Origin of the sequence: Bacillus sp. RCC_6_1 (assembly GCF_041360755.1) — a bacterium.
GTDB lineage: Bacteria > Bacillota > Bacilli > Bacillales > Bacillaceae_G > Bacillus_A > Bacillus_A cereus.
The window spans coordinates 402500-426831 of record NZ_JBFUPV010000002.1 but is presented as its reverse complement, the minus strand read 5'-3'; the positions used below and the strand labels follow the sequence as shown (position 1 = coordinate 426831).

Here is a 24332-nt window from a genome sequence, read left to right as displayed (position 1 = left end):
GGCATCATATTCGGCATTTGATTGTTATCCATAATTGGCATCATATTCGGCATTTGATTGTTATCCATAATTGGCATTATATTCGGCATTTGATTGTTATCCATAATTGGCATCATATTCGGCATTTGATTGTTATCCATGATTGGCATCATATTCGGTGGTTGATTGTTATCCATAATTGGCATCATATTCGGCATTTGATTGTTATCCATAATTGGCATTATATTCGGTGGTTGGTTGTTATCCATGATCGGCATTATATTTGGCATTTGAATATTTGGCATTTGAATATTTGGCGGTATGACTTGTGGAATAACTACATTTTCTTTCGATACATTTGGCGATACTATATTTCCTACATTCTCTTTCTTCACTTGTGGTGACACTATATTTCCTACATTCTCTTTCTTCACTTGTGGTGACACTATATTTCCTACATTTTCTTTTTTCACTTGCGGCGATACTATATTTCCTACATTTTCTTTTTTCACTTGCGGCGACACTATATTTCCTACATTTTCTTTTTTCACTTGTGGTGACACTATATTCCCTACATTTTCTTTTTTCACTTGCGGCGACACTATATTCCCTACATTTTCTTTTTTCACTTGCGGCGATATTATATTATTTTTTTTCGTTTGCGGAGAAATGATATTGTTAGGTTTCATTTTACTAATTTGAGGAGCAATTAACTCGCTTCCTTTTTTTATTACATCTGAAATTTTATATTCTTTTTTCGGTTTTATTGGTGGTTGTGGCGGCTGCGGTAATACATTTACCGAAAACTTCGTGTTTTCTTTTTCCGCCGGTTTTTGTTTTTCTATCACAGGTGGTTTTTGAATAACAGACGGTTTTTCTTTTTGAATTGGCTGTTCTTTTTGCACCTCTTTTTGCGGTTTCACCTGTACTTCTTTTTGCGGCTTTACCTGCATCTCCTTCTGTGATTTCACCTGTACTTCTTTTTGTGGCTTTACTTGCAGCTCTTTCTGCGGTTTTACTTGCACTTCTTTTTGTGTTTGTTGCATAGCTGGCTGCTGTGTAATTGGTGCTGATTGATACGTAACTTCTTCCTCATCTTCTATTCCAAGCGGAGTTGGTGTTGCTGCAAATTCTTTTTGCTGCACTTCTTTTACGTATTGCTTTGGAGGCGCTGAACCTGCTCCAGCCTGTTGTTTCATGTGAACACTCTTTGATGGCACTTTAATTTTCATACCTGGCATGATTAAATCTGGATTACTAAGTTGTGTATTTGTTTTTTTCAACGTGTCAAAATCCACTCCGTACTTTTTCGCAATTTTCCAAAGGGTATCCCCTTTTTGCACGATATGAATTTTCAAATTTTCCCCCTCCTGTATAACTTATCTATAAGTAACAAATCTCTTGAAGTAACTCTTTCTAAATAACATTAACTTCTTTTCACTTTTATCACTTCTTCGATTTTCAATATCATTCGAAGTGGAATAAGCATAAAGAACCACAATGATTTCTTCAAAACAATGTATGCCCATTTCGTTCTCGTTATGATTATATGTATGAAAAAAAGCAACGGGAATACCGTTGCTTTACACACGCTCTAACATACGATTTAATGCAAGAACTGCTTCTGCCGTTACTTGTTTGTCTACGCTAATAACGTTAATTTCTTCTCCTCTTTCTATCGTTTCAAGTGTCCATAATAAGTGAGGCAGATCAATTCGATTCATCGTTAAGCACGGACACATAAATGGATTAAGCGAAACAATTTCTTTATCTGGATGTTGCTTAATAATTCGATTTACTAAATTCATTTCTGTACCAATCGCCCATTTGCTACCAGATGGCGCTGATTCAATCATATCAATAATATATTTCGTTGAGCCTGCATAATCTGAAGCAGCTACAACTTCATAGCAACATTCTGGATGTACAATAATATTCATATCCGGATGATTTTTTCGTACACTCTCAATATTCTTCATTGTAAAATTTTGATGAACAGAACAATGTCCTTTCCATAAAATCACTTGAATTTCTTCTATATCCCCATCGTACTCTAATGAATCTGTGTGTGGGTCCCATACTGCCATTTTATCTAACGGGATACCTAAATCGTGCGCTGTATTTCTCCCTAAATGTTGGTCTGGTAAAAAGACGAGACGTTCTTTTTGAGTAAACGCCCAAGATACCATTTGCTTTGCATTAGAAGAAGTTACTGTTGCTCCTCCGTTACGACCACAAAACGCTTTAATTGCAGCTGTAGAGTTCACATATGTTAACGGAATCATCGTATCTCCAAATAATTTCGTGAGCTCTTTCCATGCTCTTTCTGTTTGTTCAATATCTGCCATATCCGCCATCGAACAACCTGCACGCATATCTGGTAAGATGACAACTTGATCATCTGTAGTTAACATATCTGCTGTTTCCGCCATAAAGTGCACCCCGCAAAACACAATATATTTTGCATCTTTATTGCTCGCTGCAACTTGCGCAAGCTGAAGTGAATCCCCTGCTGCATCTGAAAATTGTACCACTTCATCTTTTTGATAATGATGCCCTGGAATGAATAACATTTTCCCCATTTTCTCTTTAATTTCACGAACACGCTTTTCCATATCTTCCGTTGACATTGTGTAATAACGCTCTGGTAACATCGTTTCAATTGGCTGTACTTTTTCTAAAATACTCATATACGTTTCTCCCCCTCTAAGCCACTTTCCTTACTCTTCAATATTGAAACTAATATCAAGTGCTTTCACTGAATGTGTTAACGCTCCAAGTGAAATATAATCTACCCCTGTTTTTCCGTATTTCGATAAATCTTCAATTGTGATGCCTCCTGAAGCTTCCGTAACGATGGCACTTGGTACAATCTTTGAAAACTCCCGGATTTCATCTGGCGTACGATTATCGAACATAATAATATCCGCACCAGCAGCGACAGCCTCTCTCACCTGTTCCTCAGTTTCTGTTTCCACTTCTACTTTCACCATATGTCCTAACTTTTCTTTCACTGATGTAACAGCTTTTGTAATAGAACCAACAAAAGCAATATGATTGTCTTTAATCATGACACCATCATATAAACCGAAGCGATGATTAAATCCACCGCCGCACACGACTGCATACTTATCAAACATACGTAGTCCTGGCATCGTTTTTCGCGTATCACAAATACGAGTATAGCTACTATCTAAAGCAAGAACCGCTTTACGCGTCATCGTCGCTATTCCACTCATACGCTGAATAACATTTAATATAACGCGCTCTGCTGTTAATAACGATGCGATTGGACCTTGCACTGTTGCAATAATTTCTCCTTTTTCTACAAGATCCCCATCTTTTTTATGAAGCTCTATTTCAATTCTCTCATCAATTAATTTAAATCCTGATTCAATTACTAAACATCCTGCAAAGACCCCTGTATCCTTCGCAAGAAACGTTCCTTTCGAAAGCAAGTTATCTGGAAAAATAAGCTGAGATGTTACATCTCTTTCTCCTATATCTTCTAAAAAAAATCGGTTTAATGCTTCTTTAACTTTTATCGTGTTCATAAAGCCCCTCTTCCCCTCATCACACAAGTTGTCGTTTTCTCTTTACTCGAACAATCTCTTTCTTTCCTATATTTCTATCTGGATAATCACTCCGGTAATGCCCGCCAATACTTTCTTCTCTTTGCAAGGCTGACACAACTATAAGCTCACAAACCGTTAACATATTAATAAGTGTTATCTCTTCATTCGTAAGAACATCATGTTGTAATATCATATTTCGAACACCATACTTACTAAACCATCTCTTCGCATAAGATAAACTTTGCTCTGTTCGCACAATCCCAACATATTTCATCATGCATTTTTGTATTTCTTCTTTCGTCGGTAAATGATTCAGAACGATAAACTTTGCTTCCTTTTCAGCTAGCATGTTCACCTTTTCTTTTGTCTCTCTAGATAAAATGTGTCGTCCGATTCTTTTTCCAAACACAAGACCTTCTAATAATGAATTACTCGCTAATCTATTTGCACCATGAACTCCGTTACAAGCTACTTCACCGACTGCGTATAAGTTGGGAATAGACGTCTCTCCATCACAGTTCGTTTTCACGCCGCCCATGTGAAAATGAGTACCAGGCACGACTGGAATAAGTTTTTTATTTATATCGACTCCATTTGTTTTACATATCGATGACACGGTCGGAAAGCGTTGTTCAAAGTTTTGAATCATTTCGATGTTTAAGTACACTTTTTCACCCGCAAGTAGCTGTTCGTGAATAGCCCGTGCGACTACATCACGAGGTGCTAGATCCTGTTCGGAATGTATATCCATCATAAAACGCTGCCCTTTTCCATTTATAAGGACAGCTCCTTCTCCGCGAACAGCTTCGGACACGAGGCCGGAACAACGCCCACCCGCGTATAACATCGTCGGATGAAATTGTATAAACTCTAAATCTACAAGCTCTCCGCCTGCACGGTACACCATTGCAAGTCCATCGCCTGTAATCGTCTCATCATTAGAAGTAAAGGCGTATAAACCGCCAATACCGCCTGAAGCTAACACCGTATAATCTGCATTGTAACGTTTCAATTCTCCTTTATTGTTGCGAGTTAAAGCCCCAACACATTTATCTTTTTCTATAATAAAATCGAGCACCATTTCCTGTTCCACTACCGTAACGTATGGAGCTACTTCTTGAATAAGATGCTCTAATAAATTCTTTCCTGTTGCATCGCCACCTGCATGTAAAATACGACGTTTTCGATGCGCTCCTTCTTTTCCAAGATGAGGACCTGTTTCATCCCCATCAAATTTCATTCCTCTTTCAATAAGGTTATTAATTTCTTTCGGTCCCTCCTCGACTAAATAACGGACCACTTCTTCATTGTTATAATGACAACCTGCTACTAATGTATCTTCAAAATGATCATTAGGATTGTCATATGTAGCTACCGCTGCGGCAATTCCACCTTGAGCTAAATGTGTATTATTATTACGTTTCGTCTCCTTTGTGATAATAATCACATTCTTTTCGTGACAAATCTCTTTTGCAACACGAAGTGCCGCAACACCACTTCCAATAATTAAGACATCTGCACTTGGCATAATTGTTGCCTCCTACTTTACACTTTTCAACTGTCTTGACACCTATATTTACATAGTTTTAAAATAATGACAAGAGTTTTTTTATAATTCTTATTTTCACTACCATTAAAAAAGTAAAAGAACTGTAACTCTTACTAGAGAGAGGAACTTACATGATGATATATCTTGACTATGCAGCTACTACACCTATGAGCGAGGAAGCGTTACAAACATATATGAAAGCAGCGTCGCAATACTTCGGAAATGAACAAAGTTTACATGATATTGGAGGAACAGCTGCTTCTTTATTACAAGTTTGCCGAAAAACATTTGCGGAAATGATTGGAGGAAAAGAACAAGGAGTATTTTTCACAAGTGGCGGATCGGAATCAAACTATCTTGCGATCCAATCACTTCTAAATCCCCGAACTAAGAAGCATATTATTACGACACCTATGGAACATGCATCCATTCGAAGTTATTTTCAATCTCTAAAATCAAAAGGCTATACGATCACTGAAATTCCTGTTGATAAAAATGGACTCATTTGTTTAGTAGATTTAGAGGCAGCTATTACAGAAGATACTGTGCTAGCAAGTATACAGCATGGAAACTCTGAAATCGGAACCGTTCAAAACATTACAGAAATCGGGGCACTTTTAAAAAAATATAATGTTTTATTTCATACGGATTGTGTGCAAACGTTTGGTAAACTGCCTATCCATGTTTTTGAGATGGGGATTGATAGTCTTTCTGTTTCAGCACATAAAATATACGGACCAAAAGGTGTCGGCGCTTGCTACATAAATCCGCAATCTCGCTGGGAACAAGTATTTCCAGGAACTTCTCACGAAAAAGGATTTCGCCCAGGCACAGTAAATGTTCCCGGCATCGCATCTTTTTTAACAGCTGCTGAAAATATATTAAAAACCCAATGGGAAGAAAGTTTACGTTTTAAAGAGTTACGATCCTACTTTTTAGAGCAAATACAAACACTTCCGCTAGAAATTGAAGTAGAAGGTCATTCTACTTCTTGTTTACCACATATTGTTGGGGTTACAATAAAAGGAATAGAAGGTCAATATACTATGCTAGAATGTAATCGCCATGGTATCGCCATTTCCACCGGAAGTGCTTGCCAAGTCGGTAAACAAGAACCTTCGAAAACTATGCTTGCAATTGGAAAAACGTATGAAGAGGCCAAACAATATGTCCGCTTCTCTTTCGGACAACAAACAACGAAAGATCAAATTGATACTACTATTCATGCACTACACACAATTGGAAATCAATTTTATAGAGGTGTTAAATCATAATGAAACAAAATGACCAAAAAAAGATTTTAGGTGAAGAAAGACGACAGCTTATCCTTCAGTGGCTTCTCGCTGCAAATGAGCCGTTATCTGGGAATGAACTATCGAAGAAGACAAACGTAAGTAGACAAGTTATCGTGCAAGATATTTCCTTGCTTAAAGCACGAAACGAACCAATTATTGCGACTGCCCAAGGCTATTTATATTTAAAGCCACAAGAGAAACAACAAGCTTTTGAACGCGTAATCGTATGCCAGCACAAACCAGCAGAAGTACGTCAAGAACTTACAATGCTTGTTGACCACGGCGTTACGATTAAAGACGTAAAAGTTGAGCATCCTGTATACGGTGACCTAACAGCATCCATTATGGTAAGCAATCGCTTTGATGTAGAGCAATATTTACAAAAAATCGAAAACACAAATGCTTCCTATCTATCGCAACTAACAGACGGTATTCACTTACATACAATTGAAGCAGATTCTAAAGAGAAGTTAGATGCTGCTTGTGAGGCGTTAGATAAAGCAGGATTTCTCGTTTATTAATGTAAAGCACAGAGTTTTTTATCATTCTCTGTGCTTTTTTAATGCTATAATATTGTAATCAATCGTAAAGGAGATCAAATATGGGAATTGAACTCGTTCACTTTAGTACTGGTAAACCGAAACAAATGAAATATGGCGAAGATAAAGAAATGATAACAGGTATATGTAAAGATCCTACAGAAGAGGCCTTTCTCTCAAAAGACGGATTTCGTGGTGATGACGTAGCGGATTTAAAACATCACGGCGGTCCTGATCGAGCTGTTTGTGTATACCCACACGAGCATTACGCACTATGGGAAGAGGAATTTCAAACTACGCTACCAGCTTCCACATTTGGCGAAAACATTACCGTAACAAATATGTTAGAGCGTGATGTTTGCATCGGAGATACATATCAACTAGGTGGAGCAATCATTCAAGTGACACAAGCTCGCGTTCCTTGTAGCACTATTTCAAAACGCCTCGGCATCCCTGGCATACTGCCACGCATTGTAGCAACTGGATTTACAGGCTACCTATGCCGCGTTCTTCAAGAAGGTACTGTACGTAAAGATTCTAAAATTACATTACTAGAACGTCAACCGAGCAATGTTTCTGTTTTGTTCTCTAACGAAATTTATTTTCATAATAGAAAAGATAAAGATGGCATTGAAAAAATTCTTGCTGTTCCAGAACTAGCTGATATTTGGCGTGGTCAGTTAGAAGATCGTCTTGCGAAGTTAAAATAAAGAATCACACCAGGTAAAACAGTATTGAGTCCATCATACCAGATGGACTCTTTTTATTTTCTCTTCCTTCACGTCCAAACATATAAAAATATATTTCATATTATATATGGACAACCTTTAATTCTTATATGTGAAGGGAGTGATTAATTATGGCGGATTACTTCTTAAAAAATGGAAAAAAATATTATAAGAAAAATGATCGCCCATGTAATTCTTCAAATTCAGATTCAAATAACTGTTTTATACAGAACTATACTATTTTCGGTACGGGAAATACCCCTCAATATCTTGATATAACAACTGGAATTCCTCGAACTGTATTTGAAAACTTCACTAAAAATCATAATAAGACACTTATTAAATTTAGTTTCAGTCCTGCATTTGCAACAACGATTAGATTAACAATCGCAAGATTAAACCATCGCTCTCCACTTACATTTACCTTAACACCAGGAGATATTAAAACATTTTTAGTAGAAGATGTTGAGAGTATTACTTTCTCAGATACTGTAGCTCCATCTACACTCAATCTATTAATACAACAAACGAATTGTATTTGCTGCAGTAATTCGAACAATGATGAATCCTATTATTATAATAGTTGTAATGATGCGTACTAAAAACCCGACAAAAGAGTTATCTATTCCTAACAGAAGCCGTCCTAAATATCTTTTAGGACGGCTTCTTTATTTTGCTAGCTTAATTAATCACTTACTTCAATAGAATTGATAGCTTACTCTGCCTCAAACCGAGAAACAGCTTTTCATTTCAAACAACTTTAACAACAGCTCCCCTCTACAACCAATAAGAAGAATAACTCCCCAGCACAGTAACAGAAAAACCGAGTGCTTCAAGTTCCATCGTTACGCCTGGCAATAATACGTCATCGTATGCTTTATCAACATCAATTAAGAAAAAGTAATTTCCAAGACCTGTTTTCATCGGACGCGATTCGATTTTTGATAAGTTTAATTTTCTCCATGCGAAAGCTGATAACACTTGATATAGGGCACCTGCATAATCTGCAGGTAACGTTATCATAAGCGTCGTTTTCTCTCCGCGATTCTCTCCGTTATTCGGGAGTACTGCTTTCTTTTTCTTATGGAGTACCAAGAAACGTGTGTGATTATTTTTATGCGTATGAATACTACGTCTCACAATTGTTAATCCGTATTTTTCTGCAGCCGCTTCATTTGCAATAGCGGCAATTTTCTCTTCAGGATATTCTTTCACATATTGCGCAGCAGCACTTGTAGATGTCATATCTCGAACAGTTACTCCTTTTAATTCTTCATTTAAAAATTTATGGCACTGTGCAATGGCATGCGGATGAGAATGCACTGCATATACTTCATCCCACACTTCTGCATACTGCGGATGTACAAGTAAATGCTGCTGAATTGGTACTGTAATTTCTCCTACAATGGAAAGCGGCTGCTCATGTACAAGGTAATCAACCGTTATATTCACTGAACCTTCTATTGCATTTTCTAACGGTACAACTGCGAAGTCTACATTTTCATTTGCAGCTGCATCTATACAATCTGGAATCGTTCGATATGGTACATGCTCTGCTTCCGGAAAAAAACGACTCACCGCCATATTTGTAAATGTTGCTTCTGGTCCTAAATATCCTACTCGAATCATCGTCTTTTCCCCTCTTTTTCGTTTTCTTACTGTTATACCATACTTTTTTATATTCTTCTATGTAAATTTCGAATATTAAAAAAAAGACTAGCGTTCGCTAGTCTAAATGTTTCTTATATTCTCTTTGAGCGAAGAAGAAATAAATGATACATGCTGCGATATAAAACAGAATGAACAAACCTACTTTTCTTAATGATCCATCCATAAAAAGCGTATTATGAAACGTATATAACGCAACTGCACTATGCATACTCCCTACTATAATTGGCGCAAAAAATAGCATACATAATTGCCAACGAGAAATTTTCCATACTTCTTCCTTCGTCATTCCAAGTTTAGAGAGTGCACCATACTGCTTTCGGTCCGATGCAATATTATGGAACCATTTAAAATAAACGATACTACATGAAGTAAGAAAGAATAATATACTAATAAATGAGCCTACAAATAGAGTAATATCGCCGCCTTCTTTCATATTTACATACAACTCCATATTGCTTCGAAATGCATTATTATTATCTTGTTTCATATGTTTCCGTAAATCTTCATTTAATTTCTTCGTCTTTTCGATATTTGGTAATGTGTAGCCTCTATATATCATTTTTTCAGAATCAGGAACCTGATTTGCTATACTATCAAAATCTTCATCATTCATAACGAAGAACAGACCATTAATGTACGAAGGGTGATGGTTAAATTGAACCCCTTCTTTCTGACCGTTAAATACGAATTGATATGGTTGATTCATTACTTGCAATTGAATCTCTTTTTGATTATATACATTCGAATTATTGTATTTATTATAATAAACGAGTGTCACTGTACCTTTTTTAGGACGATACGTTTTCTGTTTTTGTTTCCTTGCTTCTTGGTTATATTCACTTTCTTTTATAAGCGGTGCTATTGTTGTTTCTCCTTTATTAGACTGAAAGGATGCATACACTCCAACAAAACTCATATATTGAAAATCATCATACCCATATTGATTCAGTAATTTTTCAACCGCACCTTCTTCAAAGACTTCATGAGTAGAAATACCTTTTTCTATGTACGAAAACGAGTGTACCCCTCCAGTTCGCCACATATCTTGCATGCTAGAAAAATATAAGAACACCGTACCTGTTGCCGTAACTACAAACGTCGTTGCCATAGACATCAGAAAGAAAAAGCGACCATTTTCCTTCATTCGATGTGACAATTGATTCACTATAAATAAATATGGATATGTATACATAATCTTTTTATTTCGCTTTATCATTTCTAACACTTGGGTAGCTCCATGTGTAAAAGAAAAATACGTTCCCAAAAAGACAAGTATAGACACAGGGAAAAAGTATATCGCTATCGTAGCCATCGTCACTTGTAGCGCCAATGCATACCCGCCCACTAAACAAGCAAAACCGAATAAACAGAGCCACTTTGATGTTTTCTTCTCTTTTTTATCTGTTCGAAATTCTTTCAATAACCGAATGATTTTTATATTCCATATACGTAAAGCACTTATAAAAGATAACAGAATAAAAACGACCATATATGTAATAAATGTTACACCAATCGCACTTACGTCAAATATAACAGGGAGTTCTTTCGGAAGCCCCAGTAACATACTAAACACCATGAAGAAGAGCTTTAAAAAGATCAAGCCCAGCCCTATACCGAAAATATTAGCAAAAATTCCAATTAATATTTGCTCGGTCATAATTACTCCTATTACGTTAGACTTCGTTGCTCCCATTAACATATATAACCCTAATTCTTTCTTACGTGCTTCTATGAAAATAGAAGTAGAGTACAAAATAAATATGACGAAAAAAGAAATAATTATAACATTACATATGATAAGTCCCCAGCGTACGTTTTGATACCACATCGTCTCTTGCATATACGGATGTACAATGACAGACATATATGCAAAAGAAGCAAATATTGCAAAACAACTACTTAAGAAAAACACTTTATAATTACGCCAATTTCCTTTTATATTTTGCAGCGCTAGTTGCCGAATGTTCATCTATCTTCCTCCTGTAACTTACTACATAGGCAAAAAGCTAGAGGTTCCCCTAGCTTTTTACGTGTTTTAAATATCCTCTTTGCGCGATCATAAAGTAAATGGCAGAAGCTAAAATGTATGCTCCAATTACAAGCGCACCTGATTTCCACAAATTAATATAAAGCATTTTCCCTAACGTATGAAGAGCAAATCCACTATGAATTGAACCGATTAAAATTGGTATAAAGAAGATAACTCCCATTTGTCGAATCGCAATTTTGCGAATTTCTTTATCTGTCATACCGATTCTCTTTAACGATTTAAATTGAATGCGATCTTGTTCTTTATCGTTAAACCATTTAAAATATGTCATACTACAAGCGAAGAAGAAGAACAGTACCGCTACGAAGAAACCGATGAACATTGTAATTGCTCCACCTTCTCTTATATCCTTATACGCAAACACTGAATTTCTCAATTCTCCTTGCTTTTCTGGTGCAATTTCATTTTTCAAATCTAATACAAGGTTTTCTGTACTTTTCCAATCCTCAATATAATAACCGTAATATTTTGTCTTTTCTTCATCTGGTACGAGTGTTGCATATTTCTCAAAATCTTGATCATTTACAATGAGATATTCACTATCATTAAAAACAGAATACTGCGTTGGATTATTTAATTGAACAGACTGCTTTTGTCCATTAATTGTAAATTCATACGATTTCGTACGATCTATCTTCATCAGTTCATTTGACATATCAACCATAACCATCGTTGCACTACCTGGTGCATTATGAACTTCTGTAGGTTGCTCTCTCTTTTGTTTGCGCACTTCTGCATTATATTCTTTTTCTGAAATAATCGTCATCGGTACTTCATGTTCACTATTAAACAACGTTATTTTCTGTGTTGCCGGTAGTTTAACGTATGTTACTTTTCGCGCATCTTCAAACCCGTGTCTCTTCACAAGCTCCTGTACCTTTTCTTCATTAATAAGGTTATGCGTATTTAACCCCTTTTCCTCATATGAAATAGCATGTGGTGTAAGTTCTACCGTTTTCGCACTCATATTTTCAAAATATACGTACAGTGTACCCACCGCTGAAGATACTACCGCCGTAATGATAGAAATTACAAATAGAAAACGAGCATTATCTTTCATTTTATAAATAAGGTTGCTAAGGACGAACATATTTGGGTACGTATAAAAAGATTGCTTTCTTTTTTGTAATGCTTTTAATACAACTGTACTACCTTGTGTAAATAGTAAATACGTTCCGCCAATTGTCAGTCCTACCACCGGTAAAAAGAGGATGAGGAAATTCAGAAACGTTACTTGGAAGCTAAGTACATATGCAACAATAATACATCCTATACCAACTACACATAACCATGTAAATGCAAACGGCTCTACTTTTTGCTTTCTTGCCTCTCTTAATAAATCAATAATTTGCAAGCGTCCTACTGTCCAAACACTAAACAATGATAGGATTAAAAATAGAATAAAGTATACACCAGCTGTAATAAGAACTGCTTTACTATTCCAAACAAGTGGAAGTGTCTTATCTATTTTTAATAATACGCTTAACGCTTGGAAAAATAATTTTGAACAAAGCATCCCAACCCCAATACCAACTACAATTGCAATACTACCTAACATCAGTTGCTCTAATATAATCATTCGGCCGAGCTGCGATTTCGTTCCGCCTATTAATGTTAGTAGACCAAACTCTTTTTTTCTTGCTCGTAAAAACGTTGAATTTGCATATAAAATAAAGAGTGCCGAAAAGATGACCACAATATAATTCATCGATTCTAATCCTTTTGTGATCATCTTTCTCATACTAATATTACCGCTTACGACATCTGGATGATAAATAAAAGAAGCATACATGAAAAATACGACAATTGATAAACAACTACTTATAAGAAACGCTTTATAGTTACGCCAATTTCCTTTTACGTTATTAAGCGCGAGCTGGCGAAAGTTCATGATATTCTCCTCCTAGCATCGCAAGTACGTCCAGAATTTCTTGGAAAAAGGCTTGTTTCGTTCTTCCTTTATGTATTTCCGAGAAAATTTCTCCATCGCGTATGAAAAGGATACGTTCACAATAACTAGCCGCTACTGGATCGTGCGTAACCATTGCAATCGTTACTTTCTTTTGCTCGTGTAAATCTTGCAGAGCGCCCATTAGCGATTTTGCTGACTTCGAGTCTAAGTTTCCAGTTGGCTCATCTGCTAAAATTAACGTCGGTTCATGAATGATTGCTCTCGCTGCTGCTGCACGTTGTTGTTGTCCCCCAGATACTTCGTATACTTTTTTATTTAAAATTTCTTCGATGTTTAAAAACTTCGCAATTTCCAGTACTTTCGCATCAATTTCATTTACAGATTTCTTCGCCATTACAAGTGGTAAAATAATGTTTTCTTTAATGGATAACGTATCAAGTAAATTAAAATCTTGGAAGATGAACCCTAAATGTGTACGGCGAAACTCCGCTAATTTTGCAGCACGCATTTGATTAATTTCTTCACCATTTACAAGCACATGACCTGAAGTTTGCTTATCAATTGTTGCTAATAAATTTAAAAGCGTCGTTTTCCCACTTCCTGAAGGACCCATAATCCCTACAAATTCGCCTTCTTCTATTTTAAAATTTATATCGTTTAAAGCAGTCGTCGCTACTGAACCTTTTGATTGGTACACCTTCGTTAATCCTTTTACTTCAAGAACACTCATTTCTAATCCCCCTACGTGTTTTCTTCTTACATTTACTATAAGAAAAATAAGAAAAAGAAACGAGTGATTTCCCTTACAAAACGTTTTGTTATCTTACAGTTTTGTCATTTTTCTCATCAATGTATGATATTCTTCATCTTTTGCAAATTGGAACGTGAATGTTGTCCCTTCTCCTTCAGCCGATTGGACATACATTCCATGATGTAAATTATCGCAAATTTCCTTCGTAATATATAAGCCCATCCCAGTCGCTTCTCTCGTTTTACGTCCATTTATTCCCGTAAAAAATGGATCAAATATGCGCTTTACGTCTTGCTCTGGAATACCAATTCCATTGTCCTTAATATGTAATAACACCTTTTGATTTTTCTCTTCAATTTGAAATTGAATTTCTTTTTTCTCTGCCGCTGAAATTTTTGTATACTTGATTGCGTTTACAACAATTTGACCTATAGCAATACTCAGCCATTTTCTATCAGATGCAACCATACAAGTATCTTCTTCAAACATCACTTTCGGAAATACAGACGATTGAATAAAGGATTTCCGATTTTCATTAATAATACCTCGCACGACATCTATAACATTTACTACTTCTATCTTATAATCTTTCGCAAACTGCTCTAGTCTTGCCATATGTAACGCTAAATCTAAACCATTTAGTATACGGTTATTTTCTTCACGAATACTTTCAACTGTTGCTCTTGCCTCACGATGCTCTTTGCCAAACTTTTGCAGCAATAATTCAATAACAGATACTGGTGTTTTCATTTGGTGAATCCATTGGTTCATAAATATCATTTGCTGTTGCTCTTTCGCATGCTGTTTATGAACTTCATTCATATATTGCTGTCTTAATAACGTAAAAGATTCAACGACCATTTCTTGCTCTGATGTATAAGATTCATCAATAAGTAAAGAGTCATGTAATGTATTTCCATCAGTAACATACTTTTCGATCCTCTTTAAAAACACACTCCGTTTTCGGTAATCGTAAATGAGGTATACAGTAAACACAACTGTTCCTAATAAAAGTCCATATAACCACGTACTCCAATCAATGGATTTCTTTTCTAAAAGACTTTGCAGCTGTAAAACGAGCCCAAATAAACAAAGGCTAACAATATAAGAAAGAATTAAAGAAAAGCGGTCCATAAGGTAATTTTTAACCTTCATGCCCTTCGCCCCACTCCGTAAAAAGCGCATAACCATATCCACGTTTCGTTACAATTGCATTTTTAATGCCTAACTCCTCTAGTTTCTTCCTTACACGTTTTACATTTACGGTTAATGTATTATCATCCACAAATGCTACTTCATCCCATAGAGCTTCTAACAGTTCTTCGCGCGTTACATATTGATTCACCTGTTTCATTAAACACTCTAATAAGTAAAACTCATTTTTTGTCAGTTCAGTTTGTTGTCCTTGCCACTCAACAATATGCTGAGACGGGAATAACAACAGTCCATTTACACCTAAACAATCACTCTCAGCGGTAGAAGCATACTCTCCGTAACCACGGCGAAGTGCACTCTTCACCTTTGCCATTACGATATCTAAATGGAATGGCTTCGTAATATAATCATCGCCGCCATTTTCAATCGCCATTACTTGATCCATTTCTCCTGTTCTTGCAGAAACAAAAATAATTGGTGCATTCGATACAGTACGAATTTGACGACACCAATAAAAACCGTCAAAGTACGGTAAATTAATATCAAGTAACACGAGATGAGGATTCACTTTTACAAACTCATCTTTTATTTGACGTAAATCACTTGCTCTAAATGATTGATAGCCATACCTTTCTAAATGCTCTTCTAATATTCCCGCGATTTTCTCATCATCTTCTACAATTAATATTTTATACATGTTCGTTTTCTCCCCATAAAAAAATTCTTCTAAAACCACTCCCCTTTTTATTATAAATTGAAAATTTAATTAGTGGGGATTTTTTCCTATATAAATCCGATTTTTACGATATAAAAAAAGACTGCCGTATTTCGGCAGTCTTAATCGATAAATTCAAATTCATATTCAAGAATTTTTACAATATCTCCGTCTTTTGCACCACGTGCACGAAGCGCTTCATCAATACCCATTCCGCGCATTTGACGAGCGAAACGACGTACAGATTCATCACGTGAGAAGTCTGTCATCTTGAATGTTTTCTCGATATCGTAACCAGAGATAACAAACGTGCCATCACTTTCACGTGTAATTTCAAATTTAACACCTTCAGTATCAAATTTGTACATTACACTTGTATCAGACTCATCCGCAACTTCATGTATTGGGAATTCTGGTGTTGTTTCTATTAAGTTCGCTACTTCAAACAGTAAGTCACGAACCCCTTGTCTTGTTACAGCTGAGATTGGGAAGATTTTTACTTCGTCTCCCACTTTCTCTTTAAATGCTTGTAAGTTTTCTTCTGCATCTGGCATATCCATTTTGTTTGCAACAACAACTTGTGGACGCTCAGTTAAGCGAAGATTGTATTCTTTTAATTCATTATTAATCGTTACGTAATCTTCATATGGATCACGGCCTTCTAAACCAGACATATCAATAACATGCACGATTACACGTGTACGCTCAATATGACGTAAGAATTGGTGTCCAAGTCCGACGCCAGCATGTGCGCCTTCAATTAGTCCTGGAAGGTCAGCCATAACGAAGCTGCGGTTATCACCAGTTTCAACAACACCAAGATTTGGAACGATTGTTGTGAAGTGATACTCTGCAATTTTCGGACGCGCTGATGATACAACAGATAATAATGTAGATTTACCTACACTTGGGAATCCAACAAGTCCAACGTCTGCTAGTACTTTAAGTTCTAGAATAACATCACGCTCTTGACCTGGTTCCCCGTTCTCAGCGATTTCTGGCGCTGGGTTCGTAGCTGTTGCAAAACGTGAGTTACCACGGCCACCGCGGCCACCTTTTGCAATTACAGCAGTTTGTCCATGCGTTACTAAATCGGCAAGAATTTGACCAGTTTTTTCATCTTTTACTACTGTTCCTGGTGGAACCTTTACAAGTAAATCTTCAGATTTACGTCCGTGCTGACCTTTACTCATTCCGTGCTGACCGCGATCAGCTTTGAAATGACGTTGGTAGCGGAAGTCCATTAATGTACGTAAGCCTTCCTCAACTACGAAAACAACATCTGCACCTTTACCGCCGTCGCCACCTGCTGGGCCACCTTTTGGTACATACTTCTCACGACGATACGCAACCATACCGTTACCACCGTCGCCGCCTTTTACATATATCTTGACCTGATCTACAAACATTATTTCACCACACTTTTTTCAATTGGTTGTAATATAACTGAGACTTCTTCGTCTCGCACTGTATAAGAAATGGAATACCATTTATTGTTTTGGGTCGCAAGCCAATTCTGTAGTTCTTCTACACTCGTTAGCTTACCACGAAAATCAAAAAAGAAACGAGCATTATCCGCGTCACATTCAATTGTGATACAAACATAATTTTCAACATATACGTCTAAACTATGCTGAAGCATCGAGAAAAATTGATTCGTCCATGTACATACAGTCTCATCTAAGTGAGATAAGTTATGTGATTTCCCTAATACTTCGTACTCCAATAAGCACGGCTGCTGTTTCCAATTATATGTTAAAATCCACTCTGAAAATAAAGGCATTGATAGCCCCATCAGATTGGATTCTTGTCTCGCTTCTTGGACAAAACGATCGATGAGACTATGAATTTCTTCCACTTTTCCAAGGGAAAGGTTTCCTTTCACCATCTGCATACGATTGAGCCAATCATGTCTTGAATGGCGCAATGCATCTATAATTGTCCATTTTTCATTCATTTAGATACCCCTTAATATAGAAAAACTCTAACCTGCACTCAGGTTAGAGTTTTCCGTGAGTTCTTATGCTTCTTGAGCAACAGGATATACGCTCACTTGTTTGCGGTCACGACCAAGACGCTCAAAGCGTACTACGCCGTCAACTTTCGCGTATAAAGTGTCATCGCCACCACGACCAACGTTAACACCTGGATAAATTTTTGTACCGCGTTGACGGTAAAGAATTGAACCACCTGTAACCGTTTGACCATCTGCGCGTTTAGCACCAAGACGTTTTGACTGAGAGTCACGACCGTTCTTTGTACTACCTACACCTTTCTTAGATGCGAAAAACTGAAGATCTAATCTTAACATACGTTACACCTCCTGCACTTTTTCTATTAAACGGATATACTTTCCGTAATCAAGTTCGATCGTCTTAAGCGAAACAACTAATCCTTCTAAAAGCGTTTGTGCTTTTTCTGCTGTATGAACGTCTAAATCATTAGGCAATTCATACGTTAAGAATCCGCCATCACTTCCGAGTTCAATAGTTGCTTGCACATTACAAAGTTCTTCCACTGCATTTATAGAACCAAACACAACCGCTGTAGTTCCAGCACAGACAAGGTCTTGTCCATGTGGCGCATAATCGGCATGTCCAGTCATTTTAAATGATTGGATACTTCCTAATTTCGTGCGACTTATCGTAATTTTAATCATGTTAACCAGAATTAAGCGTTGATAGCTTCAACAACTAGCTTAGTGTAAGGTTGACGATGACCTTGTTTCTTACGATTGTTCTTTTTCGCTTTGTATTTGAAAACGATAATTTTCTTAGCGCGACCTTGTTTTTCAACTTTCGCAGTAACTGTTGCACCTTCTACAACTGGGCTACCAACTTTAACGTTTTCGCCACCAACGAAAAGAACTTTGTCAAAAGTAACAGTTTCACCAGCTTCAACATCTAATTTTTCAATGTAGATTGCTTGACCAGCTTCAACTTTAATTTGTTTTCCACCTGTTTCGATAATTGCGTACATACTTGCACCTCCTCTTAATTACTAAGACTCGCCAAAAACGAGGTAGACATAAATGCCTTTAGGGAACCTGTCTTGTGCGGTTGTAGCATATAGCCGTTTAGGTGCTATAAACTATAACATAAAGATGTTATCATGAATCATAGACGGTTGTCAATAAATGTTCTGCTAACTATTTTTTCCGCTCTACAATTTCTTTTTTACTTCCAAAACGAACGATAGCATACTTTTCGATATTATCATCTTTGAAATAAATTTCAAATGGAATATTTTTTTGTAATTCTTTTTGCAAAAACTGTTTTTGCAGTTCTTTAGGCGCAGCGATTAATACCGCTTCATCTTCTATATTGCCATATGTGATTAGTTCTCTCTCTAACTCATACGCAATTGTTTCATGCGACATCACATAACCCGTCGCTTTGCAAGGTACACACTCTTTTAATAATACGTCCCGTAAAGAATGCTTTTTACGTTTACGTGTCATTTCCAAAATCCCTAGCTCCGTAAAGCCGAGCACCCTTGTATATGTGCGGTCATCTTGCATAGCAGCTATAAGACATTCTCTTACATTTTCTTTATCTTCTCTTTTTTTCATATTAATAAAATCAATTAATATCATACCACCAATATCACGAAGTCTTAATTGGCGTGCAATTTCTTCAGCTGCCATCTCATTTGTGCGAAGTACTGTATCTTGTAAATTTTGTTTTCCCGTAAACTTGCCCGTATTCACATCAATTACAGTCATCGTCTCCATTTGTTCTACAATTAAATAAGCACCATTTGGAAGCCACACAATTTTTTGGAGTGCTTTCTCAATTTCACGCTCTATTCCAAAATGGTTAAACATCGAAGACTTTTCATTATAAAAAGATACTTTTTCTTTTCCAACTTTGTCTTCTAATTCTTTTACTATACTTCTTGTATCTACAACTACTTTTTCAATGGTTTCAATTGGATTCTCTTGAAATACACGATCTAAAAAGGTCGCCGGTCGATGAAGTAATAACGGCGCCTTTCCTTGGCCCTCTTTTCTTTTTAACTCTTCATACAACTGTTGTAACCCTTGCATTTCAGCTTGTATTTCTTCAATTGCTCCTTTTTCAGAAGCAGAGCGGAAAATGTATCCCCCCGTTCCCTCTATTTCAATTTGGAGTAACTGTTGTCTTCTTTTATTATTTTTTATTTTTCGAGAAACAGCGCGCATCTCATCAAACGGCATATAAACGACATATTTCCCGGTAAATTCTATATTCGCTGTCAATTTAGGCCCTTTCGTATCAATTGCCTCTTTCACAACTTGTACGAGTATCGCTTGCCCTTCATGTATACGATAAGAAGATGGTACATCATCGTATGAAAGGTAAGCATGTTTTTCTAAACCGATGTTTACAAAAGCTGCATTCATTCCAGCAATTGTTCTTACGACACGTCCAACATAAATATGCCCAACAATCTCTTGCTCTTCATTACGTTTCCATAAAAACTCAACAATTTTTTTCTTCTCTTCAATTGCAACGCGCTTTTCCGAACCAGCGTAATTCACATATAACGTTTTCAAAATTATTTCCTCACTTTATAATCTTCTTTGCTTTTACAATAATAAAAGGTTAGTGCTATCGTCAACACTAACCGATTAATTCTTCAACTGATGAAGTTGTTCGTTTTTCAGTAAAATATGCATAGAGCAATTCATTTTCATCCAATGTGTAATGCTCTTTATATTTTCCACGGACGATAATAGAATGCTTATATCCTCTACGAAATTTTGTGAAGATCGTATATAAACGATCTTCCGTTTGCACTTCAATAGGTGCAATCTTTTCGATTCCTCTTTTGTTTCCATAATAACGTTCTAATAAAAAACGCATAAATGCATACCGTCTTTGTTTCCACTCTTGATATAATGACACTGCTAAAAATATGAGTAGTATCCACATCATAATATTGTTACTATTCCAGAGTAACTGCCATCCTAATATTACACCAAAAAAAACACATGACAATTGCATCATCTTTTCATGTGCTTGTAAATAAGGGAAACGATATGATAATACATTAAACAATACTTTCCCGCCATCTAACGGCCAAATAGGGAGTAAATTAAATGCTAAAATAATTATATTATTCCACATAAAGAAATAATATAAATCTGTATTCAGCCAACCGACTTCGAACAACATATAACCTACCAGCATCATCCAAACATGTTGAATCGGTCCTGCAATTACGACAACAAGTTCCTCTTTCAATGACTTATTACCATGTTCCTCAAGCTCGGCCACGCCACCAAACGGCAAAAGTTGAATTCTTTTTATACGCCAATTATAGTGTGCTGCTGCAAAAGCATGCCCAAGTTCATGAATAAGAACAATACAAAATAACAGTAGTAACTCTTTAAAACGCGCAGTAAAAATACCAATGACAATAATAACCCAAAATAATGGATGCACGGAAATTTTCGTTAAAACGTCCCTATATTTAATCAAATGATATCACCTGGATCGGATCAATAAATTTTTCATTCTTTTTTATCGCGAAATAAAACTTTCCATTTTTATCATTTGTATCATTACTCACCGTTCCAATTTTTTGTTTCTTTGAAACGTAATCATATAATTTCACTGACATATCGTTTAAGTTTGCATACCATGACTCCGTACCATCTGCATGTTGAATTTGAACTGTATTTCCAAGTTCCTCTTTCTTGCCTGCAAAAACAACTAACCCTTCATTTACTGACTCCACTTTTGCATTTGTAGCTGTTTGGACAAATACACCTTGGCCATTTTTTTGAAACCCTTGCATTACCTTTCCAGAAGCAGGAATTGCATAATCCTTTTGCTGAATACTTCCTTCTTTTTTCTCGTTCGGCGAATAGAATACGAGCGGTTTTCCAAATTGCTTTTCATACCATTTCGCTACAGTAGCAAACTGAAATTCCTCTTTCATCACTTTTTCTGTAACAGCTTTAGCTCCATTGAATGAAGAAGGAGCATTCTTATATAAAATAGCAACCGAAAGAACTAATATTGCTGATAATAAAACTTTGAAGAAAAAGACTTCCTTTCGAAATAAAGGATGCATTTCCTTTTCTCCATCTTCAATAAATACCGCTTCACTATCGAAATTCCCTCCGTTAAAATACTGCTCTTCCTCCATCCTTTCTTGCTCGGCCTTCCTTTTTGCAATCCGCTTTTTAATTTCTTCTACGCGTCTATTCTTCATACTGTCTCCTTTCTTTCGTTAAGCTAATTTCATTAGAAACAGTTGTATACAGTTTGTACATATGTATGAGCTAAGAAAGAAAGATATTCGTGTGAAGAAAAAAGAAAGCACCTCGCATATGTGCGAAGTGCTCTTAACGGATTCCAAAGAAGTTTTTCACCTTTGCAAATACCGATACCTTTTCTTGTTCAAATGCTTGTAATGGTACATTCTCACCTAACAAGCGTCTTGCAATATTACGATAAGCCAACGCTGCTTTTCCGCTTGGTTGCAACGCCACAGGTTCACCTGTATTTGTAGCTCGAATAACTTCATCGTCATCTTCGACAACACCAAGAAGCTCGATTGACAATGTACGTACAATTTCATCAACATCTAACATATCCTGTTCATGAAGCATATGACTACGTACACGGTTAATAACAAGTTTCGGTGGTTCAATATCCTCTTTTTCTAAAAGCCCAATAATACGATCCGCATCGCGCATTGAGGATACTTCTGGAGTCGTAACAACGATTGCTTTATCCGCACCAGCTACCGCATTTTTAAATCCCTGCTCAATCCCCGCAGGACAATCGATTAATATGTAATCATAATCTTGACGTAATACTTGTATTAATTCATCCATTTGTTCAGGTGTTACCGCTGATTTATCACTCGTTTGTGCTGCAGGTAATAAATAAAGATCATCAAAACGTTTGTCTTTAATAAGAGCCTGAGGTAAACGGCAACGCCCTTCAACGACATCAACAAGATCAAATACAATACGATTTTCCAGCCCCATTACTACGTCTAAATTTCGAAGACCGATATCTGTGTCAATTAAGCACACTTTCTTTCCAGATAACGCTAGGGCCGTACCAATGTTCGCAGATGTAGTAGTTTTACCTACTCCGCCTTTTCCAGATGTAATTACTATTGCCTCTCCCACAGCTATACAATTCCCCTTTCTAACTTTGTTAAATTAGGTCTAAGATGAGTGAGAAGTTGCAGGCGATCGACAACAATGTGATTGTTCTCATTAATATACGCACATTCTGCCGCCTCCGCTCCGTCTTCTTTCTCTTCCGGAGCCCGCATTGCCACATCACTAATTCGAAGTTGCATCGGGTTCATAACAGATGCAGCGATTACAGCATCCGAATCCCCATAATACCCAGCATGTGCAATTCCTCTTAATGATCCTACGACAAAAATATTCCCCCCAGCGATAACCGTTCCGCCTGGATTAACATCTCCAATTAACAACAAATTTCCTTTTACATGTAAAACTTGTCCAGAGCGAACAATTTTGGAAATAGGGACAATTTCTGTTTCTTCTTTCCAAGCTATTGCTTCTGCTTTAGTGATAACATCACTTTCAATTGAATCCACAACAAGATTCTTTTTATTACGAATTAACGTACGAATCTCTTCTTGTTGGACTTCTGTTAAATAACGATTTCCTACTTTCACATGCACTTCAATTAAAGAGCGCCCATCACCATCGTAGTAATGTGTAGAAAGTTTTTCGTCTAATTCCACCAATAATTCTGAGAATGAACAACAATCATCTAAATGAAGCGTTATCCCATCTTTTGTCCCTTTTATCGTTACATTTTGTTGCTTTTTTTCTTCCACTAAAGTTCACCCCACCGATTCAATTCGACATAAAATTAGAAAATCCTTTTTTCTTTTTCTTCCATCGCTTTTGAAAGACGCACTATATATCGTCTCAGTGGGAAACAAACTATCAATAAGAAAATAGCATTTAACAATAAAGTAGAAAGGAGACGATCTGTGAAAAAGACATACGCTGGCATATGAGTACGTCCTAATAAAGTTAAGAATCCATACACATAATACTCTAGTGCTACAATGCTAGCTAATATGATAGAAACAACAATAAATAAATTCAATTGTAGTACTTTCATCACACTATATACTAAATAAGCTAAAATCGGATAAGCAAAAATATATATCCCGACAAGTTCTGTGTATACGGTATCAAATAAGAAGCCAAATAATAGTCCGTAATAAATCCCTTGGACCGGACTATAATACACTGTAATAAAACATAAGACGATTATAAAGAAATGCGGTGCTGCTATGCTGTCTTTCCAAAACACATCCGTTGGAACAACAGTAGCAAACATATTTTCAAATAGAAACACAAAAAGGAGCAAAAGAGGAAGAGCTGCTCTTTTTAATATCTTCATCATCTCTTCTT

At 36.5% G+C, this 24332-nt stretch carries 25 protein-coding genes and 1 other annotated feature; of the genes, 4 read left to right on the top strand and 21 right to left on the bottom strand.

The window, feature by feature from the left end; all coding sequences use genetic code 11:
* The 4 genes from exsA to nadB all read right to left on the bottom strand — a co-directional run.
* Positions 1-1337 (bottom strand): spore coat assembly protein ExsA (gene exsA, locus AB6801_RS08285; protein ID WP_370941056.1); only part of this gene is annotated, 1337 nt, incomplete at its 3' end.
* Positions 1338-1562: 225 nt separating this feature from the next.
* Complete coding sequence (gene nadA / locus AB6801_RS08280; RefSeq protein WP_098203144.1) at positions 1563-2669, bottom strand: quinolinate synthase NadA; 1107 nt, start codon at positions 2667-2669, stop codon at positions 1563-1565.
* 30 nt (positions 2670-2699) lie between these two features.
* The gene (gene nadC / locus AB6801_RS08275) at positions 2700-3533 is read right to left on the bottom strand and encodes a carboxylating nicotinate-nucleotide diphosphorylase (RefSeq protein ID WP_065703133.1); all 834 of its coding nucleotides are present in this window, start codon (positions 3531-3533) and stop codon (positions 2700-2702) included.
* 19 nt (positions 3534-3552) lie between these two features.
* On the bottom strand, positions 3553-5082 hold the full coding sequence (gene nadB / locus AB6801_RS08270; RefSeq protein ID WP_370941055.1) for an L-aspartate oxidase: 1530 nt from the start codon (positions 5080-5082) through the stop codon (positions 3553-3555).
* Between the two features lie 152 nt (positions 5083-5234).
* On the opposite strand from nadB, the gene AB6801_RS08265 reads away from it, so the two are divergent.
* The 4 genes from AB6801_RS08265 to AB6801_RS08250 all read left to right on the top strand — a co-directional run bounded on the left by AB6801_RS08265 (position 5235) and on the right by AB6801_RS08250 (position 8267).
* The gene (locus tag AB6801_RS08265; RefSeq protein WP_000973761.1) at positions 5235-6377 is read left to right on the top strand and encodes an IscS subfamily cysteine desulfurase; all 1143 of its coding nucleotides are present in this window, start codon (positions 5235-5237) and stop codon (positions 6375-6377) included.
* Complete coding sequence (locus AB6801_RS08260) at positions 6377-6919, top strand: transcription repressor NadR (protein ID WP_000812240.1); 543 nt, start codon at positions 6377-6379, stop codon at positions 6917-6919. Before AB6801_RS08265 ends, AB6801_RS08260 begins: the two co-directional genes overlap by 1 nt.
* Positions 6920-6999: 80 nt before the next feature.
* Positions 7000-7647: an MOSC domain-containing protein gene (locus tag AB6801_RS08255; protein WP_000510707.1), complete on the top strand. Its 648-nt coding sequence runs from the start codon at positions 7000-7002 to the stop codon at positions 7645-7647.
* Between the two features lie 149 nt (positions 7648-7796).
* Positions 7797-8267: a hypothetical protein gene (locus AB6801_RS08250; RefSeq protein ID WP_370941054.1), complete on the top strand. Its 471-nt coding sequence runs from the start codon at positions 7797-7799 to the stop codon at positions 8265-8267.
* A 175-nt stretch (positions 8268-8442) separates the two neighbouring features.
* Here the strand turns inward: AB6801_RS08250 and pheA are convergent, their stop codons facing one another.
* From pheA to mreD, 17 genes are all read right to left on the bottom strand, one after another.
* Positions 8443-9294, bottom strand: a complete 852-nt coding sequence (gene pheA, locus AB6801_RS08245) for a prephenate dehydratase (protein ID WP_097814230.1) — start codon at positions 9292-9294, stop codon at positions 8443-8445.
* A 97-nt stretch (positions 9295-9391) separates the two neighbouring features.
* Positions 9392-11305 carry an ABC transporter permease gene (locus AB6801_RS08240; RefSeq protein WP_001026333.1) on the bottom strand — a complete coding sequence of 638 codons (1914 nt, stop codon included), beginning with the start codon at positions 11303-11305 and terminating at the stop codon, positions 9392-9394.
* 49 nt (positions 11306-11354) lie between these two features.
* Entirely contained in the window at positions 11355-13277 is a 1923-nt protein-coding gene (locus AB6801_RS08235; protein WP_001011423.1) for an ABC transporter permease, read from the bottom strand.
* Positions 13252-14028 carry an ABC transporter ATP-binding protein gene (locus AB6801_RS08230; RefSeq protein WP_000114529.1) on the bottom strand — a complete coding sequence of 259 codons (777 nt, stop codon included), beginning with the start codon at positions 14026-14028 and terminating at the stop codon, positions 13252-13254. Before AB6801_RS08230 ends, AB6801_RS08235 begins: the two co-directional genes overlap by 26 nt.
* Positions 14029-14121: 93 nt before the next feature.
* Positions 14122-15204: a HAMP domain-containing histidine kinase gene (locus AB6801_RS08225; protein ID WP_000865398.1), complete on the bottom strand. Its 1083-nt coding sequence runs from the start codon at positions 15202-15204 to the stop codon at positions 14122-14124.
* The gene (locus tag AB6801_RS08220; protein ID WP_370941053.1) at positions 15194-15901 is read right to left on the bottom strand and encodes a response regulator transcription factor; all 708 of its coding nucleotides are present in this window, start codon (positions 15899-15901) and stop codon (positions 15194-15196) included. Before AB6801_RS08220 ends, AB6801_RS08225 begins: the two co-directional genes overlap by 11 nt.
* Before the next feature lie 140 nt (positions 15902-16041).
* Positions 16042-17328 (bottom strand): GTPase ObgE, encoded by a 1287-nt coding sequence (gene obgE / locus AB6801_RS08215; protein ID WP_000497128.1) that lies wholly within the window; start codon positions 17326-17328, stop codon positions 16042-16044.
* Entirely contained in the window at positions 17328-17876 is a 549-nt protein-coding gene (locus tag AB6801_RS08210; RefSeq protein WP_001003588.1) for a sporulation initiation phosphotransferase B, read from the bottom strand. The genes obgE and AB6801_RS08210 overlap by 1 nt, the downstream gene beginning before the upstream one ends.
* A gap of 63 nt (positions 17877-17939) precedes the next feature.
* A complete protein-coding gene (gene rpmA, locus AB6801_RS08205; RefSeq protein ID WP_000944958.1) occupies positions 17940-18230 on the bottom strand; it encodes a 50S ribosomal protein L27 in 291 nt (96 codons plus the stop codon).
* A 3-nt stretch (positions 18231-18233) separates the two neighbouring features.
* Complete coding sequence (locus AB6801_RS08200) at positions 18234-18578, bottom strand: ribosomal-processing cysteine protease Prp (protein ID WP_002001054.1); 345 nt, start codon at positions 18576-18578, stop codon at positions 18234-18236.
* Between the two features lie 11 nt (positions 18579-18589).
* The gene (gene rplU / locus AB6801_RS08195) at positions 18590-18898 is read right to left on the bottom strand and encodes a 50S ribosomal protein L21 (RefSeq protein ID WP_000270907.1); all 309 of its coding nucleotides are present in this window, start codon (positions 18896-18898) and stop codon (positions 18590-18592) included.
* 14 nt (positions 18899-18912) lie between these two features.
* Positions 18913-18990, bottom strand: a sequence feature (ribosomal protein L21 leader region).
* Positions 18991-19067: 77 nt separating this feature from the next.
* Entirely contained in the window at positions 19068-20456 is a 1389-nt protein-coding gene (locus tag AB6801_RS08190; RefSeq protein ID WP_000855489.1) for an Rne/Rng family ribonuclease, read from the bottom strand.
* Between the two features lie 67 nt (positions 20457-20523).
* The gene (gene spoIVFB, locus AB6801_RS08185; RefSeq protein ID WP_000599055.1) at positions 20524-21384 is read right to left on the bottom strand and encodes a stage IV sporulation intramembrane metalloprotease SpoIVFB; all 861 of its coding nucleotides are present in this window, start codon (positions 21382-21384) and stop codon (positions 20524-20526) included.
* The gene (gene spoIVFA / locus AB6801_RS08180; RefSeq protein WP_000797471.1) at positions 21377-22123 is read right to left on the bottom strand and encodes a stage IV sporulation protein SpoIVFA; all 747 of its coding nucleotides are present in this window, start codon (positions 22121-22123) and stop codon (positions 21377-21379) included. Before spoIVFA ends, spoIVFB begins: the two co-directional genes overlap by 8 nt.
* Before the next feature lie 133 nt (positions 22124-22256).
* On the bottom strand, positions 22257-23054 hold the full coding sequence (minD, locus tag AB6801_RS08175) for a septum site-determining protein MinD (protein ID WP_000503309.1): 798 nt from the start codon (positions 23052-23054) through the stop codon (positions 22257-22259).
* A gap of 2 nt (positions 23055-23056) precedes the next feature.
* A complete protein-coding gene (gene minC / locus AB6801_RS08170) occupies positions 23057-23743 on the bottom strand; it encodes a septum site-determining protein MinC (RefSeq protein ID WP_000391525.1) in 687 nt (228 codons plus the stop codon).
* Between the two features lie 35 nt (positions 23744-23778).
* Complete coding sequence (gene mreD / locus AB6801_RS08165; protein ID WP_065703119.1) at positions 23779-24324, bottom strand: rod shape-determining protein MreD; 546 nt, start codon at positions 24322-24324, stop codon at positions 23779-23781.
* Positions 24325-24332 lie beyond the last annotated feature (8 nt).

What these genes read in the sequence shown, in the direction of transcription:
- rplU (WP_000270907.1), bottom strand. Translation starts at nt 18,898, where the DNA reads ATGTACGCAATTATCGAAACAGGTGGAAAACAAATTAAAGTTGAAGCT.
- AB6801_RS08240 (WP_001026333.1), bottom strand. Translation starts at nt 11,305, where the DNA reads ATGAACATTCGGCAACTAGCGCTGCAAAATATAAAAGGAAATTGGCGT.
- AB6801_RS08235 (WP_001011423.1), bottom strand. Translation starts at nt 13,277, where the DNA reads ATGAACTTTCGCCAGCTCGCGCTTAATAACGTAAAAGGAAATTGGCGT.
- AB6801_RS08255 (WP_000510707.1), top strand. Translation starts at nt 7,000, where the DNA reads ATGGGAATTGAACTCGTTCACTTTAGTACTGGTAAACCGAAACAAATG.
- nadB (WP_370941055.1), bottom strand. Translation starts at nt 5,082, where the DNA reads ATGCCAAGTGCAGATGTCTTAATTATTGGAAGTGGTGTTGCGGCACTT.
- nadA (WP_098203144.1), bottom strand. Translation starts at nt 2,669, where the DNA reads ATGAGTATTTTAGAAAAAGTACAGCCAATTGAAACGATGTTACCAGAG.
- AB6801_RS08230 (WP_000114529.1), bottom strand. Translation starts at nt 14,028, where the DNA reads ATGAGTGTTCTTGAAGTAAAAGGATTAACGAAGGTGTACCAATCAAAA.
- AB6801_RS08250 (WP_370941054.1), top strand. Translation starts at nt 7,797, where the DNA reads ATGGCGGATTACTTCTTAAAAAATGGAAAAAAATATTATAAGAAAAAT.
- spoIVFA (WP_000797471.1), bottom strand. Translation starts at nt 22,123, where the DNA reads ATGAAGAATAGACGCGTAGAAGAAATTAAAAAGCGGATTGCAAAAAGG.
- mreD (WP_065703119.1), bottom strand. Translation starts at nt 24,324, where the DNA reads ATGATGAAGATATTAAAAAGAGCAGCTCTTCCTCTTTTGCTCCTTTTT.
- AB6801_RS08210 (WP_001003588.1), bottom strand. Translation starts at nt 17,876, where the DNA reads ATGAATGAAAAATGGACAATTATAGATGCATTGCGCCATTCAAGACAT.
- AB6801_RS08220 (WP_370941053.1), bottom strand. Translation starts at nt 15,901, where the DNA reads ATGTATAAAATATTAATTGTAGAAGATGATGAGAAAATCGCGGGAATA.
- rpmA (WP_000944958.1), bottom strand. Translation starts at nt 18,230, where the DNA reads ATGTTAAGATTAGATCTTCAGTTTTTCGCATCTAAGAAAGGTGTAGGT.
- AB6801_RS08225 (WP_000865398.1), bottom strand. Translation starts at nt 15,204, where the DNA reads ATGAAGGTTAAAAATTACCTTATGGACCGCTTTTCTTTAATTCTTTCT.
- pheA (WP_097814230.1), bottom strand. Translation starts at nt 9,294, where the DNA reads ATGATTCGAGTAGGATATTTAGGACCAGAAGCAACATTTACAAATATG.
- AB6801_RS08265 (WP_000973761.1), top strand. Translation starts at nt 5,235, where the DNA reads ATGATGATATATCTTGACTATGCAGCTACTACACCTATGAGCGAGGAA.
- AB6801_RS08200 (WP_002001054.1), bottom strand. Translation starts at nt 18,578, where the DNA reads ATGATTAAAATTACGATAAGTCGCACGAAATTAGGAAGTATCCAATCA.
- AB6801_RS08260 (WP_000812240.1), top strand. Translation starts at nt 6,377, where the DNA reads ATGAAACAAAATGACCAAAAAAAGATTTTAGGTGAAGAAAGACGACAG.
- nadC (WP_065703133.1), bottom strand. Translation starts at nt 3,533, where the DNA reads ATGAACACGATAAAAGTTAAAGAAGCATTAAACCGATTTTTTTTAGAA.
- obgE (WP_000497128.1), bottom strand. Translation starts at nt 17,328, where the DNA reads ATGTTTGTAGATCAGGTCAAGATATATGTAAAAGGCGGCGACGGTGGT.